This window comes from Bradyrhizobium sp. USDA 4341, assembly GCF_054063755.1.
The window spans coordinates 7835762-7850527 of the sequence record NZ_JBSSGO010000002.1 but is presented as its reverse complement, the minus strand read 5'-3'; the positions used below and the strand labels follow the sequence as shown (position 1 = coordinate 7850527).

11 protein-coding genes and 2 pseudogenes are annotated in these 14766 nt (G+C 59.4%); 4 read left to right on the top strand and 9 right to left on the bottom strand.

Going from position 1 to position 14766, the window contains the following annotated elements; translation table 11 throughout:
* Positions 1-104 precede the first annotated feature (104 nt).
* A pseudogene (locus ACVIGB_RS42970) lies at positions 105-323 on the top strand (IS481 family transposase); the annotation flags it as partial.
* Positions 324-459: 136 nt separating this feature from the next.
* Here ACVIGB_RS42970 and ACVIGB_RS42965 read toward each other — a convergent pair.
* From ACVIGB_RS42965 to ACVIGB_RS42950, 4 genes are all read right to left on the bottom strand, one after another.
* A complete protein-coding gene (locus ACVIGB_RS42965; protein ID WP_456724780.1) occupies positions 460-690 on the bottom strand; it encodes a hypothetical protein in 231 nt (76 codons plus the stop codon).
* Complete coding sequence (locus ACVIGB_RS42960; protein WP_456724781.1) at positions 683-937, bottom strand: hypothetical protein; 255 nt, start codon at positions 935-937, stop codon at positions 683-685. The genes ACVIGB_RS42965 and ACVIGB_RS42960 overlap by 8 nt, the downstream gene beginning before the upstream one ends.
* Before the next feature lie 789 nt (positions 938-1726).
* Positions 1727-2026 (bottom strand): hypothetical protein, encoded by a 300-nt coding sequence (locus tag ACVIGB_RS42955; protein ID WP_456724782.1) that lies wholly within the window; start codon positions 2024-2026, stop codon positions 1727-1729.
* Positions 2027-2192: 166 nt separating this feature from the next.
* The gene (locus tag ACVIGB_RS42950) at positions 2193-2492 is read right to left on the bottom strand and encodes a LexA family protein (protein ID WP_456724774.1); all 300 of its coding nucleotides are present in this window, start codon (positions 2490-2492) and stop codon (positions 2193-2195) included.
* On the opposite strand from ACVIGB_RS42950, the gene ACVIGB_RS42945 reads away from it, so the two are divergent.
* Positions 2491-3611 (top strand): IS630 family transposase gene (locus ACVIGB_RS42945; protein ID WP_456724775.1). Its coding sequence is split into 2 segments (ribosomal slippage): positions 2491-3025 and positions 3025-3611, totalling 1122 coding nucleotides; the frame shifts between segments, so codons are not numbered across the junction. The two genes, ACVIGB_RS42950 and ACVIGB_RS42945, sit on opposite strands and share 2 nt — an antisense overlap.
* Before the next feature lie 485 nt (positions 3612-4096).
* On the opposite strand, the gene ACVIGB_RS42940 is transcribed toward ACVIGB_RS42945, so the two are convergent.
* On the bottom strand, positions 4097-4273 hold the full coding sequence (locus tag ACVIGB_RS42940; RefSeq protein ID WP_456724783.1) for an ATP-binding cassette domain-containing protein: 177 nt from the start codon (positions 4271-4273) through the stop codon (positions 4097-4099).
* 1557 nt (positions 4274-5830) lie between these two features.
* Here ACVIGB_RS42940 and ACVIGB_RS42935 point away from each other — a divergent pair.
* Positions 5831-7420, top strand: a complete 1590-nt coding sequence (locus ACVIGB_RS42935; RefSeq protein ID WP_456724784.1) for a carbohydrate porin — start codon at positions 5831-5833, stop codon at positions 7418-7420.
* Between the two features lie 8 nt (positions 7421-7428).
* Here the strand turns inward: ACVIGB_RS42935 and ACVIGB_RS42930 are convergent.
* The 4 genes and pseudogenes from ACVIGB_RS42930 to nopM form a co-directional block, all read right to left on the bottom strand.
* A pseudogene (locus ACVIGB_RS42930) lies at positions 7429-7894 on the bottom strand (ATP-binding protein); the annotation flags it as partial.
* Positions 7895-8421: 527 nt separating this feature from the next.
* The gene (locus ACVIGB_RS42925; protein ID WP_456724785.1) at positions 8422-10209 is read right to left on the bottom strand and encodes a hypothetical protein; all 1788 of its coding nucleotides are present in this window, start codon (positions 10207-10209) and stop codon (positions 8422-8424) included.
* A 1252-nt stretch (positions 10210-11461) separates the two neighbouring features.
* Positions 11462-11815, bottom strand: coding sequence for a DUF6088 family protein (locus ACVIGB_RS42920; RefSeq protein ID WP_456724786.1), 354 nt, complete (start codon positions 11813-11815; stop codon positions 11462-11464).
* A gap of 87 nt (positions 11816-11902) precedes the next feature.
* A complete protein-coding gene (nopM, locus tag ACVIGB_RS42915) occupies positions 11903-13648 on the bottom strand; it encodes a T3SS effector NEL-type E3 ubiquitin ligase NopM (protein WP_456724787.1) in 1746 nt (581 codons plus the stop codon).
* A 673-nt stretch (positions 13649-14321) separates the two neighbouring features.
* On the opposite strand from nopM, the gene ACVIGB_RS42910 reads away from it, so the two are divergent.
* The gene (locus ACVIGB_RS42910; protein WP_456724788.1) at positions 14322-14555 is read left to right on the top strand and encodes a hypothetical protein; all 234 of its coding nucleotides are present in this window, start codon (positions 14322-14324) and stop codon (positions 14553-14555) included.
* Positions 14556-14766: the final 211 nt, after the last annotated feature.

Genomic DNA, 14766 nt, shown 5'->3' with positions numbered 1-14766 from the left:
TACGCCATTGGTGTATCGGATTACATCATTGTTCGTCGTTAGGGCTCGTTAGACAAAGTGATGGTTTGGGGAGAGCATTTCTGGTTCATCGCAGCGAAGATGAAGCAGAAATCCCGGACGTTGAAGGCGACAGACCGGCAAAGAAGAGGTTCAAGAGCTACCCCATCGGCTTCTTCCACATCGATATCGCCGAGGTGCGGACCGAACAGGGTGAGCTCCACATGTTCGTGGCGATCGACCCAACCTCCAAGTTCGCTTACGTCGAACTGCACGAAAGGGCTACCCCCGCCGTATCAAGGGAGTTTCTGCTGCGCTTGATCGCGGTGGCCAGCCTCGATAACATCCGCCGGGTGATGGTCTTGCGCAGGCTGCACTATTGAGATCGATCTCGACAACAAAAAACCCCTCCCGATCGTCCGACATGGGTTTTGCGATGGAACGCTCAGTGTGGAATCGGTGCTAGCCGCGAAATGCCTCCATCCGGCGGGATCCGTTTCGTCCTCGTCCGGGCCGTCGCGCCGGCCGCCTGGCTTCGACGGCTGCGTCCACCTTGGCGTTGAGGATTTCGGCGATGACCGTTTCGGGCGCCGTCACCAGCAGCTTGCTCTGTTCAGCGCCAGCGAGATCGGCCCATTTGAGGCGTGTCAGGTAGGCTTTCGAGGGATTGAAACTTTCCGTTGGTTCAAACACTTCGATCTTGAACAGGATCGCCCGGTTGACGGCGACGCCATCCTCGACAAACAAATGCAGCCCTTGTGCGGCGGCAAACTCGCCCGCCGTTTGCTCGGTCAGAACAATGTCGCGGTTCGAGCAGCACGACGCGCCCCTTGTATTCTTTTTCAGGCTTGAACTCGGGGCTGGCCGAAGGATCGAACGGTTCGACGAAGGCGACGTGTTCGACCGCGACCAGTCTTTTGCCGATGGTGATGAACTTCATGAAAATCTCCTTGGTGTGCGTTGAAGGAGATTCGAGTTCAGGGAAAGCGGCATCCACGCTGGAGAGGAAGAGTCGGGAATCGGCACGGAAGGATTGGCAATCGTTGGGAATTGCCGCTGCGCGCGTCGGCAGGACGTGGACGCAATATCGTCTACCCGGTCGTCATGCGCGTACAGCCGTATGCGGAAGTAATGCCGCATGTGGAACAGTTCGGAAGGTTTTGCGTGCAGTAAGTTTGAAATTGACTTCGGACCTACAAAAAAGACAAGAGGCCCCGTTCCATCACGCGGAGTGTGCGCAGAAGATATCAAGACCTACCCAATTTTGGCAGTGTCGCTTCGGACGGCTGTACCCGTTGGGTTTCGGGCGGCACCTCTCAACATGGACGTCCTGCGTGTTCGCGCAGGTCCGGGTCAACAGCCTTTCGGAGGACAAATGGAGCCGAACACGGTCCCGCCACAGAACGCGTCATCCGATCTCGCCGACGATGTGCTGGAGGGCGCGGAGGCGATCGCAGAATTCCTGTTCGGCTCGCGCGAACTTCGGCGCAAGGTGTACTATCTGGCCGAGTGCTCAAAGCTGCCGGTCCTCCGGCTGGGCTCCGTGCTGTGCGCGCACAAATCGGTTGTTTTGAGATTCATTTCCGGCCAGGAGGATCGGGTGCTATTGCAGGAAAGGTTGAGGTTCCGACTACCCCGCGGACGCCAGTACTTTGCACGACGGCGGACTCCGCGCGAGTGGCCCCTGGCAAGGCCCTCATTTTGCAAACAAAGTAAGGTGTTTCACTCGCTAGCGACGATCCACGTCGCGAACTTCCGACACCGTCGTTGTTATGACGTGCTCTGGTCGCGGTCCGGCAGGAATGAGTCCCAACCACTTTTCTGATACGGGATCAAAGACGAGGCCAGGCTTGCCTATGTTGCAATCAAGAAAATCATCAGCGAGCATTTCCCCAAGCGTTTTCATCTGTCCGGCCCGGCTGATCGTCTGTCTGTTCGCGTGACCATGAATGGCATCCATGGCGGTGCATGCGCGATAGCCTCCAGCCTGATAATCGATGACGATCCTATCCTCAGCTGTCTCGACCATCTGATGAACCTGTTCGAACAGTTTGGAATCTCTTCCTCGCCATTCTTTCTTGGCCTGGAATGGAAGCCCTTCCTGCGCTCGCCATTTTCATCTCGAACTTCGATCTGGAAAATTCCATCGGCGCCTAGTGGCTGTGCACAGTGATTTTGACCGGTTGGGTCATGCGTCAGATTAGCTCCGGCAGGATTTTGGGATCAACGAGGAGTTCGATACTGCGAGCTGTCCTTGGCAACCTTTTGATGAGGCCGGTTCTCTCGAGCGATCGCAGCATTTGGTGAACCGAAGGCGGGCTGACGCGGAAATATTCCTGCATGTCGGCTTCCGCCGGAGGCCTTCGGTGAAGCTTCGTATAGAGGTGGATGAAGGCGAGGTATTGCCCCTGCTTGGGCGTGAAGGTTTTTGCCGAAGGACTCACGCCGGCCATCCGATTCAGTTGTTCGTGCGTGCCTCTCAGGGAGGCAGGCATGAATGTACGCTATCGGGTCGAACTCAGCCAAGTCGAGCGCAGCGAGCTCAAGGCGCTACTCAGCGGCGGCAAGCATGCGTCCCGCAAACTCAAGCGCGCCCAGATTTTGCTGGCTTCCGATGCCGGGGCCGGCAACGAGGAGATCGCCAGGAGTGTCGGCGTGAGCGGCTCGACCGTGTACCGGACCAAGCGCCGCTTCGTGGAAGGCAATCTGGAACGGGCGCTGAGCGAGGAGCCGCGACCCGGGGCGGAACGCAAGCTCACGGGCAAGGAAGAAGCCTTGCTGGTGGCGACCGCCTGTGCGGCTCCTCCAAAGGGCCGTGCCCGCTGGATGCTCGATCTGTTGGCGGGTGCGCTCGTCAAGCTCACCGAGCACAAAAACCTGTCGCGCGAGACGGTCCGGCGACGTCTGGCGGAGAATGACCTCAAACCCTGGCGCCGCGACATGTGGTGCATTCCGCAGGTCGATGGCGAATACGTCGCTCGCATGGAAGACGTGCTCGACCTCTACGCCGAGGCGCCCGACCCCGAGCACCGGTGGTGTGCTTCGACGAAAGCCCGGTGCAGCTCATCGGCGAGGTCCGTCAGCCGATCCCGGCCAAACCGGGGCAGCTCGAACGTTACGATTACGAGTATCGTCGCAATGGAACGGTCAATCTCTTCGTCATCCTCGACGTGCATCGTCCCTGGCGCAAGGTCAAAGTCACCGAGCGACGAACCGCGAAAGACTATGCCCAATGCATGCGCGACCTCGTCGACATCCATTATCCCGATGCCGAGATCATCCAGGTCGTCCAAGACAATTTATCGACCCACTCCGCCGGCGCTCTGTATCAGACGTTCTCGCCCGCCGAAGCGCGGCGCATCCTGCGACGGATCGAGTTCCACTACACCCCAAAGCATGCAAGCTGGCTCAACATGGTTGAGATCGAGATCGGCGTCTTGCGGGGACAGTGTCTCGCCCGCAGGATCGACGACCCCAAGCGGCTGCGCCGCGAAATCTCCACCTGGGAACGGCAGAGAAATGCTGCCCGCTCCCGCATCAAATGGATGTTCACAACAGAAAAGGCCCGCGCCAAAATGGGGTGCGCCTACCCAAACGCTTCCAAAGAGTCATAATCACCGTGCAGAAGTACTAGTCGCGACCTACGTTGGGCTGGAAGCGCTGACAAGATTGGTGCTACGCAACTCCGCGAGGTCCTGCGTAACGATCTCGCCGGGCAACTACGCTTCATCTGACGAAGCGTATAAATGTCGAAGTGCTTGTCGAGCGGTTCAGGGTAGCCATTGAGACGGAAGGCCAGCTCTTTCCATCCGAAGACGGTTACACGGAAGGGCCCTTGTTCGGCATGCTTGGCGAATTGGCGTTGACGTGATCCGTTATATGGACGGCATTCTCTGCCGTGATTGCAAAGGTGGGTACTAAGGGGGATTAAATTGGCGTCCCGACTTTCCGCGTCAATTCGGAAATGGTCCGTTGGTTGGTGGCCAATCGCGCTTGCCTTTGCACTGAACGGCCGCGTCCAGTTCGCTGCCCTTCCCGTAGATTCGACGCCGTGTAGTGTTTGCCCGGCGCAACGTCCTTCCAGATGCGCGAAAAAACATTAGCGCAGATCTCCTCGAGTTTGTCGGAGCTCAGTGGCGGGCGAAGCCTCGTCGAGCAGCAGGACCTTCGGACGCAAGGCGAGCGCCCTCGCGATCTCGACCAGTCGCTTCTCGCCATGGGGCAGCGCGTCCGCCCGCACGTTCACTGCCGACGACATACGGAATTTTTGCGTCAAGCAACGGGCGGATGATCGAAGATTTACGTTGCCACGCGGCCGATCGAATGCGCTCAGAACCCCTATGTGCTCGCATGGCTTGATTTCGGCTTGATCAAAGCGGGCGAGTCGGTCCGATTGACTGCGCTATAGCTGGCGCGGAACGAAAACGCGGCCTTTCGACGTCAAGGCGCGCTTGCCTTTGGTGCTGCGATCACTGGCGCCCCTCCAACGGAAACAGGTCCTTGTGGTGTGGACTGCCCGAGCCGTTTCTTGGCCCGGCTCGAAGCAGCCTGGGCGGACGGCGGGGCCGAAACGGAGGGCGTAGAAGCGACAGGCATTGAATTCCGCAGCGCCTCGATCCGCGAAGTCAGCATGCTGATCTGATCTAAGATCCCCTTGAGGTCCTCCCGCGCGGCATCGATCCTGCGGTTCAGTTCTGCGATCTCATCGCTAGCCTTCAGCTGTGCCCACTTGATCTCGGATAGGGAAGCTCTGTCATCCAGTGACGACCTCATGATTGAAGCGACTTGGTGAGTTTCCGGCGTCCCGACAAATTCCCAGAGGTCAGCCCAAAGCCAGGCGCCAGCACTGGAGCCCACGAGGACAAGGAGAAGCACCAAGACACAGAAAATACGTCGTGACGGCCCTCGCAAGAGCGGTCGCAAATCCGAAGCGATCGCATCGTCAATCATCACCATCGCTCCTCGTCTAGCATTCTTCTTTCGACCGGTTTGCTTCGCCGATCCGAGCGCTTGCGGTGTTCGCGCGCTCCAGAGGTTCCGACTGCCGATAATGTCATGTTTCGCGGTCCTCCTCGGCCGCCTGCCCATTTTGCTTCCTGCGCGCCTTGAAGGACCTGCCGCTTCACTCAAGACGCGCCGCTTAAGCGACGGCTGAACGTCAATTCCTCATAGGGAGGGCAACCATTGCGCACGATCAACTACCAATCTCAGCAGGTTGATTGAGATCACGGGCGCATGCAAAGCGGGACCACCGAAAGCCGCGCACGGGAAGGACCCGCTATGCAAGACAGACTCGGCCGTCCCAACAGCTCTTACGGAGCCAGCTGCTCGCCCGCCTCCACCAAAGCCGCTCGAAGGCTGTTTTGTCCATTCACCTGGGACCAACAGGATGGGCGTCGTCGTGCGATCTACGAGCGCAGACATTCCAGAGGCGGCTGGTCGCAGATCCAGTCGATTGCCTGGCCCAACGGAATCACAAAACTCCATGAACCCGTGGCTCGTGCCCCACGGGACTTGCTTCCTGGTGCCTGCCACTTCGTCAGTAAAGGGGTCTTCCAGCAAGGTACCCGCCAACGTCAGCCCACTCTGTTCCACGGCGAGCAGGGAGGCTGTGTTCATAAAGTGAGAGCGAGGGTAAAGGCATTCGTCATAAACCTCTCGCCGCACCAGCGCGCGCTGCTCTCTTTCGGCCCTCCGGCCTGATGCGCAAGTGAATTGCAGAGCAGATCATCTACTCCCTCCTCGGGAGCGAAAATGTTGGGATGCCACTCTCGGCCAATCAGGCGACAGTTCTTTCCAATCATGACTGGCTGACACGGACCTGAAGTACGCTATGCGTGATTGGTTTTTTGCGGTGACGTCGCTTCGAACATCTTCCGCCGCCTTGGCATCTGCTTTCACGTTTCGGCCAATCGGCAAACGATGTAGACGGGCTATCGCAGTTTCGCTGGCGGCTTGGCTGTTCGGCAACTCCGCGCGGGCACAAACCGGGCACGAGCTCGATCCCGGAAACGACACTGTAGGTCAAGCCAGCGAAAGCAGACAAGCTTCCGGTCCGGCGATAAAGTTGCAGACCGGGATGATGCGTCGAGCAATCCGGCCTCGGCGCCCGTGGTCTGCGGCACGTGCCGATACGTCTGGCGAAAAGCGCAGCAGCGTTGATAGATTTGCTCAGACGCGAACGCAAAAGCCCATCGATCCCTTCGCCAGGTACGACAATCTGCGTGAAAAAGGGTTGTGGCTCGCCATACCTGGCCCTGCAGATACGATTGATCAGGAGAAAGGCGGCGTTCGGTCCGCGCTGGCAGATGTCGGCATTGGCTATATCGGTTGGACACACAACACGTTTGTAGATAATCAGCTGCCAAATGCAGCGAGAAGCTCAATCGCAAACCAGCTTTACATGGGCCAGAACCCGACCTTCGCTTCGGCGAACTTCTTGATCGTCACTTACGATCTCAGCCGATTTGGCATTCCCGATGGCCAGATTGTCGTCGGAGCCGAGCAGCAATACTGGACGTGGGATCGCCCGGGGCCTGACAGAGTGGGGCTCAACACGCTCGCCTACTACCAGACTTTCCTCGACAGGAAACTCGAACTCAAACTTGGTTACCTGAGAAACCAGAATGAGTTTACCGGCACATTGTTCGGAGGGATTACCGGATCGAACATGTTCGCCTTGATCCAGGCAGGGGTGAGCACCAATGCTGCACCCACGCCGGCGGTCAACCTGAAGTACAATTTTGACGATCGCTTCTACAACAAGATTTCACTCCAGCGCTCAATCAGTCCGGATGGTCCCTACGCCGAGATAAGGGAGAATCCCGCCGGCTTGAACTGGAGCACGGCCAACTCGAGCACGCTTCTCATCGATGAAATCGGCTACAGGAGCAAGGCCGCTCCTGGATCGCCCGACACATGGCTCCGGGCCGGCACTGGTTTCAATACCAGCCGCTACAAGAATTTGGCGGACCCGGATCAACAGCGAGTGAGCGGCAACAATTTCCAGTACATCGCTGCGGACCGGCAATTTTGGCAAACTGATGCCACTGGGTCGCCGTCTCGCGGACTCTATGGCGGATTCTCTGTCATGGCAGCTCCGCCTGACCTCAACAGGATCAGCCAGTATTACGAGCTTCGTCTTTATACGAAAGGGCCGTTTGATAGTCGTCCCAAGGATCTGATTGCTCTTGTCGCCAGCAACACGACCTGGAGCAAATTCGCCGTGGATGCTGCCCTGGCTAAAGGCCAGCTTGCGCATCGCGATACCCTGGCGATCACGGGCACATATACTGCCCATCTCGCCCCGGGCATCTATGCAAGCGCCGGGCTGTCATACATCCACAACCCGACAAGCGTCACACATACGCTTCACACCGAGCACGCCCTCAATCTGCTGGTGTCTACGCTGGTTTTCTTCTGACTATGGCAAGCGCCGTTCTGCTGCCGGAGCTTTCCTGCGAAGAGATGCTCCAAGAAAGTCGGGGTCCGGCCTTCGACCTCAGCCCTTGCGAGCGGCAGCATCTGGATGGTCTCCATCCGGCCGGCCAGGCTGTCGGCAACCCGCGGCAAATTCCAGACATTCGCCGAGCCGGTGAGCAGGAAGCGACCCGGCCGATAGTCCTCGTCGACCGTCTTCTTGATGGCCAGCAGCAGGACAGGGGCGCGCTGGATTTCGTCGATGATAGCCCGGTCGAAGGCCGCGAATGAAGCCGGCCGGATCGGACTGGGCGGCCTCGAGGATCGTTTGATCGTCGAGCGTGATATAGGTCCGCCCGGCTTCTCCCATTTTTCGAACAAGCGTGGTCTTTCCGGCACGGCGCGGGCCTACGATCAGTACCACCGGCGTATCAGAAAGGGCTTCTTCCGCCCGTCGCTCCACAAACCGATCGAACATGCCATCTCCGAATCCGGAAGATTGGAACTATCTGTGCCGGCTGATTGGGAGTCAATGGTCCGCTAGTTGGAAGTTACAGGGCCGCGATCTGGAAGGCCTGGAGGAGAAAGCCTTCCCCCTGGTCGGCGCCGCGGTCGCCGACGCCCCCCTTCTGCGGGGCTGTTGACCCGCAGGCATGTTGCCGGATTATTTTCTCACCGATGCTGATCTAGCAGAGCAGCGTACCCTTATATCCAAACTTCCGTGTTGAATGGATCGCTTGACTCGATCGGGTTCACGCCGCGCTCGCTTGAGAGACTGTCGCTTCGAAAGCTTCCGAGCCAGGCTCGGGCCCGATGTACCGACGAGCGGCGAGGTTGCCGCTTGGCAAACTGACAGAGCCAACATCGCCGTCGACATCAGGCGTGTACTCACGCCTCACCTCTGCGATCTGCATCAATTGGGTGCATGGCCGGTCAAGCGCCGCGTGATGGAACGCCTCGCGCGAGCTGCCCGACGGGCATCTGGAATTGCAGCCAACTGTTTCTTCACCGAGATTCGGGATAGACGCGAACGCGCTGGCGTCCTTCGCTTTCCACCAGCTCGCCCCTGTAAGGCACCCCGCGGATCTCGAAATAGGTCGGCCGCCCGGGACCGGGCATGATGCGCTCGCCTTCCAAAACGCGCACGAGGTAAGGCGGCAGGAACCGCTCCCTATGCTCCCAGCCGCCCCGGATCAGATAGCCAAGATCGACTGCGCCTTCCCCGGGGCGTCTTGCGCTTACGATTGGCGGTGGGCGATGCAGCGGCCGGGATGGCCCGGCTTCGTTCATCCCGCCAACCCGCGGGTGATGGATCAGGCGAATATCCCTGCGACCGCCCGGTCCAAATGTCGCCGAATAGCGCTCCCCATTAATCGCAAATTGACTTGGCCCGAACTGGTTTGGCAGCAGATTGATGTTGCCCAACACATCGATCAACACGTCTGACGCCGCCTGGGAACCGTGGCGCCAATCCACCCCAACGATCGCTCCTATATCCCGCAGCTCCGAAGGGGCCCCCGGTGGGCCCGCGAACGACGAAGCGGCCGCTAATTCAGGTGCTGGCGCAGAGCGCGCATCGTCGCGCAAGTCGTGCGGTGTGGGTGGATCCAGATCAACGAAGGACTCGAGACCGCCGTAGATGTTTGACGATCGAGGCCTCACGGACGAAGGCGATGCAGGTTCTTGCATCTGTTGCCCAAGCCATGCCCAAGCTCCCTGGCTCGGGGTGGCCGGAGTGGCAGGAAGCTCGAATGGCGGATGAGCCTGCGCGGCCCAGTGCGGCGCTGGCATTGGTGAGGCGGGCCCGTGGATCTGCTCACCAAGCCACCCCCAGGCCCCAGCGCTCGGCGTGGCTGGCGTTGCGGGAAGCTCCTGTGGCGAATGGGCCTGCCGAGCAGCTTCCGCAGAAGATTGACCTGGGTCCTCAGGAGGCGGCAATCCCAATGCCCTGTTCGCCTCGAGGATTTGCTGGTAGAGTCCAAGCCTGAGCAGATCAGCGTTGATCTTGCTGTCCTTGGTTTCTTGCTTGTATTCCTCGACGTCTTGAGCGAGCCCAGGGGTAGACAGTCGGTCAGCGATCGGCTGTCTGTCGTGCGTCTGCAGCCACTCACTCAGTCTGAACATGCGGCGAGTTTGCCTATCGATCGTCTTGGGATCGATCCTGCCGGTTGCCTTTTCCGCCGCCGCCCACATGCGGATGAAGCTTGCGTCCTCAGCACGAGGGGCCAGTCGGCGGACATCGGCCGCCAAGGTGTTTCCGGCACCGACTTCACGAAGCTTCTTCAGGGCCGCCTTGATGCGCCTGCCGCGGTCCTTTGCGTAGGCGTCGACGTCCTCGTCGAGCTCCGCTTCCAGCTGGTGGTTTTCCACATCGGGATTTTCCAGCTGCGCATTCTCCAGTTCGCGGCGAATTCGATCGGCAATCGAGGGCCTGCCGGCGTCGCTCAGGCGCGCGCTCAAATGGCGCAAATCGGCTGCCGCGTTCTTGATCGTGCCGTCGCTGAGATTACCCGCCGCCCTGTTTCGGAAATCCTCAATGAGCTCCTCATCGGCCCGAGAGACCCCACGCGTCCGGCCCGGCTGCCTGGCGTGATCAATTCGTAGATTCGTCGAAATGACGTCAGATTGCCCCGCGTCTCGCGACGACTTTCCGCTGCTGCTCCCGCCAAGGGCCTTGCCAAGTCCCGACTTGAAGCGTGACCATAATCCGCGGCTTTTTCCGCTCTTGGCCGACGCGGCAGACTCTGCGTCCGGAAAGCTGTAACGTGTGCTGTTGAACAGATCATCTCGCAAACTAGACTGCGGCACTTGCGACGAAGCGGGAAGCTGAAAGCTGGGAACGTCTACGCTCCGGCGCGTGCCGCCTAGCGCACTCTCCCTAGAAGTGGAGCGCGGCGGCGCCCGCATCGAACCGCCGAAATCGTCCCTCCGCACTGCTCGACCACCTGCTGCGGGAGGCCGATCAGGCGAAGTTGAATTCCTTTGATCAGACGGAACGAGGGTCAAGTCCTGCAGCCGCCCTTCAAAGTCACCCTGCTCGCTTGGGCTACCCGCTCGCTGCCCAGTCCGCCCCTGAAGGGCGGCGTACTCGCGCATCCAGGCTCCTGAATCGAAGAATGGGTCAACCGGATCCATCCTGCTCTCCTCATGTTTGCATGGACCCTGCAACAATCCGCACTTCCTGGATTACGGCCAGCTAGCAGTTCGTTCAGCAAGGGTCAGATTATCTGATTGTTGTAGCCGCAACCTTTCCAAAAGCTGACGAGATCAGGATATTGCTGCGCGCAACACCGCCTTCGTATCGTCACCCGCCTGACGACAGGACGGGGTCGCTCCAGTTTTGCCGAACCTCTTCGCCGGCCGAGAATTGGTCGACGGATATAACAATGATCGCCTGTCGATCGTGCGCCGAATTCAAACATCACGGCCGGGCTCACGCAGCCTCTACCAGTCTCCGACAGATAATACGTGACGAGTATCTTGTCGTCCTTGGCATCAACTTTGGCGCTGAGCTTGTCCTGTTGCAGGCGCTCATTGATGACGCACAACGTCTTTTCCTCGACGCAGACCGGGAGGCATTCTCGCGCGTTGAAGTTCCACTTTGCTCGAGTGCGATTCTGAGGGACCGAATCATCCTAGCCTGTTTCACCAGTCCGGAGCCATTGTTCGAATGCTGTATGTGAGATCCATGTCGTCCGGAAAACGGCGGACTTCGCCGAATGCCCTTCGAAGGGGACGTTCCGCCCTTGAAGACGAGATGCTATCGCCAGTGGCAACGAGTGCGTTCAGGTTCAAACGATCCAAATATTTTTCTCCAGAGGATATGCAGGCCGCCCTCGCAACAGTAACGCCGAGCTCCTCTCGGGATCAGATAGGTTTAAGGTTTATCCAGCCCACAGTTCGCGGATTAGGCCTTGCAAGCCAAGTCGGCAATGAAGATTCGGTAGACTTCGCTCACTTCAATCGGGCTCAGTTTTTGCCTGAGGAACCGTAAGGCTTCCCGTGCAGTATCGAGACCGCCCCACTGGAGCGCGCGCGGACGACCTCACCTGCACGACGGCTTGGCCATCGTAAGCTGCCGACGCGGTGCATGCTTGAACTCCACAACTTGCTTGCCAAGATGGAGCTCGCGGGAAGCACCCGAAGTCAAATAGACCAGCCGAACAGTTAGCTGCCTCGTCAAACCGAGCTTGTTGGCTGCGGCAGCGCCTTCGGAACTGATGATTTCGCCGCTGCGCGCCTTGGTCTCCTCAACAGCTTTTCGACCGATGGAGCTCTCGTCCCATAGCGGATTTCGGCCGGATCTAGATACACTCTCGCCTCGCGCGGAATTTTTGCCGCTCGGCAAGACCGAAGGGCCCAGATCGACGGCAGCGCACTTTCCAAGGTGCAAAAGCACGTCCGCAGCGATGGGCGAGGCTTCACGATCGATCCTTACGTACTGCCGCAGAGCAATGATAAACAGCTCTGCGGCGGGTTGGGAGACTCATAGTTCGAGGCCACGCTGTGCGAGCACACGGTCCATGACCTCGCGTTTGATCTCGCCTGCGAGCTCGTTTCGGACTTGCGCTCCGAGCACCCGCTCGGCATCCGCGTCGCCCAGCAGACCATGCTCGGCCAGTCGCTGACCGAGGCGGCTTTGAAACTCCTCGCCCATGGCTTCGAGCACCCGGTCTTGCATCGCGGCATGTTCGTCCGGAGCGATGCGCTCGAGCACCGTGTCCCAGGGTTGCCAGCGGCTTGCCATGAAGTCGGTGAACTCGCTTGCTTCGCGCTTCCGGACCAGGTCCAGCGCCTCCGTCGCATCATCCTCGCTTACGTCAGCGACCGCCAAGAAGCGCATGTCAGGAGCGACGTGACTGAGCTCCAGCGGCTCGCGCAGCCGATGCTGATAGGCCAGGTAGACTTCGACGTCGTCTGCGTTCGGGTTGCCGCGAGCAAGCGCGTTGACCCTGTCGCGCGCGATCTCGTCCAGCGCCTCCACGCGAAACGCGAGACGGCCGCACTGGATCAGTTCGCCAAGCCGGTTGTCATATAGCCCGGTCTTAACGTCAGCGGTGATGCGCGCCGTCTGCATACCGTTCCAGTGCAACGTAACACGATCCTCGCAGCTGGTGTTAGCCTCGGAAGCCTGTGCAAAGTACTGCTCGCGCAATCCCGCATTGGCGGCCGCCTGCCGCAGATCATCAGCCACTTGCTGCCGAAACGCGTCATTGCCGTAGTTCACAGTGCCTCGTAGCCTCTCCAGGAACCGTGCGTAGTCCTGGGCGCCGGGCTCATCCGCGAAGTGCTGCCATTCGGCCAGCGCGACCGGATCGTCTGCGAGCCAGTGTGCCGCAGCCTCATGCAGGGATTGCTGCGCAAGCTGCGGTAGCGCTTCAGCCGCCGCCAGATGAGCGAAAACGGCGTCCGGCAGCGGGTTATCCCCGAACTCGAAGCTCGCCATATGCGGGTAGTAGAGGCTATTCATCGGTATAAGAGCCTCTAGAAGACCTTCAGGCAGGCTGGTCAGCCGGTTACCGCTGACATTGAGCGATTGGAGTGTGCTCGGAAGTGGGTCAGGCAGGTTGGCCAATTGATTGCTGCTCACATTGAGTTCAATGAGCCGCGACGGGAGGGACTCGGGCAGATCGGTCAACTGATTGCCACCGAGCGCGAGCGAGGTGAGCCCGCTCGGGAGAGCGTCCGGCAGGCTGGTTAGCTGGTTGTCGTTCGCGTTCAGGATCTCGAGTCCGACCGGAAGATTTACCGGCAGGCTGGTCAATCTATTGTCAGCGACTTCCAGCTCAGAGAGGGTCGCCGGAAGACCATCCGGCAAACTGGTCAAGCGATTATGGCTGATGAGAAGACGCTGGAGACCGGGCGTGAACATAGCGGGCAGGCTGCTTAGCTCGTTGTGCCTGGCGCGCAGTTCTAGCAACCTTGGCGGCAGGGCGCTGGGCAGAGTGGTCAGCGAGAGCCACGATAAGTCGAGCGAGCGCGAGCCTGTGTTCTCCGTATTCCTGATTCGTGTGCGCCCCTGCCGCCGATTCTCGGCTTCGCCCTGCCCCTCTTCGACAACCCAATTGTCCAGCATCTGCGCGCGCGCGGAAGCCGCGGTCCGATAGCCCGTCACGGTTTCGACCAAATTCGCCACGGCGCGGTTGAAGCCGCCGAGGTAGCCTTCCTGGTCCGCCCCTTCGGAAAGCCCCGAGGAAGAACCTGCATTCCACTGTGCCTGCCCCGCGTCCATCAATTTCTCCATTCCAGAATCAAGAATACCGCCTGCTTCTCAAGCTTGCGAAGCAGGCGGTTGCACAGCGCGAATGTCACTCGATAACCGCTTTACGTGCGCTGAGTCCCCGTCCGACTAAAGTAAGCACGGGTTCACACAAGCCCTAGCGCGGCAAATCGATCGATACTGCTGCGAGTTTTGCGGCCATTTCGTTGACCAGATAAGTCCGGCAGGACCGTATACGGGCAACGTTCTGCCGTTAGCAGGCTTACCTGTCGATTAGCTGACGAGTATCGCTGCAACCCTCAGGGGCGCTCGTTTGCCACGGGGTAAGCAAAGCAATCCAGCTTACGGGTGAACCGCTCAAGCTTCGCAATGACCAGTTCGGCAGCACTGCCCAGGCATCTGAGAATGTCGGCGTGAACTCGGCCCTTCGGATCGCCTGCCGCCCTTCATTTCTCGCTACTCGACCGAAAAGGCTCTGCTGGTCGTCGTTGCGCTCTATAGCGAAGCCGCTACCGTTTTGCTTATCCGCCACCGTTCCAATCGTTGTAGCGACGATGGTGCCGGCAGCTGCGTTGCCATCGTTGTCACCGTCGACAGGCTCTGTCAGCTTATCGAAAGCTAAATGCCTTAGGCTCTAAAATGCGTAGTCGTGGACTGAGTCTGCTCAGTCCTTAGGGGGAGTAGGATGGATCCTTTTGAGGCAGGACAGATTCAACGCCACGGCGGCATGGCTTCCGCATCTTCCGAACAAGAGGGCCGGCAAAACGAGGCCGCGGCGCAGTGGCAGGGAATAGCGGCGGGCTATGCAGCTGCAGATTCAGATCATGCGGAGGCTAACGACGATCAGGCGCTTGAGAATTGGGCTGCTGAACCTGAGGTGGGCCGCTTGAGGATCGCGAAGAAGCGGTCAGGCGAGTGAATGCTCGGGGTGAGGCCCCCACACTGGATCTCGAATCGCTTTTCCTGACTGGTTTGCCCAGGCTTCCGGATGATATCGTCGTGCTCGATATTCCCTTCAACCGGCTTACGAGTCTGCCCGATAACCTCCCTGCTTCGCTCCGACGTCTAAACGTCAGTGCCAATCAACTGACCAGCCTGCCGGCGCTTCCAACCGAGCTCAGAGGCCTCGA

Excerpts from the sequence above, each read along its gene's own strand:
- ACVIGB_RS42935 (WP_456724784.1), top strand. The coding sequence starts at position 5,831 with ATGCGTGATTGGTTTTTTGCGGTGACGTCGCTTCGAACATCTTCCGCC.
- nopM (WP_456724787.1), bottom strand. The coding sequence starts at position 13,648 with ATGGACGCGGGGCAGGCACAGTGGAATGCAGGTTCTTCCTCGGGGCTT.
- ACVIGB_RS42950 (WP_456724774.1), bottom strand. The coding sequence starts at position 2,492 with ATGCCTGCCTCCCTGAGAGGCACGCACGAACAACTGAATCGGATGGCC.
- ACVIGB_RS42960 (WP_456724781.1), bottom strand. The coding sequence starts at position 937 with ATGAAGTTCATCACCATCGGCAAAAGACTGGTCGCGGTCGAACACGTC.
- ACVIGB_RS42955 (WP_456724782.1), bottom strand. The coding sequence starts at position 2,026 with ATGGTCGAGACAGCTGAGGATAGGATCGTCATCGATTATCAGGCTGGA.
- ACVIGB_RS42910 (WP_456724788.1), top strand. The coding sequence starts at position 14,322 with ATGGATCCTTTTGAGGCAGGACAGATTCAACGCCACGGCGGCATGGCT.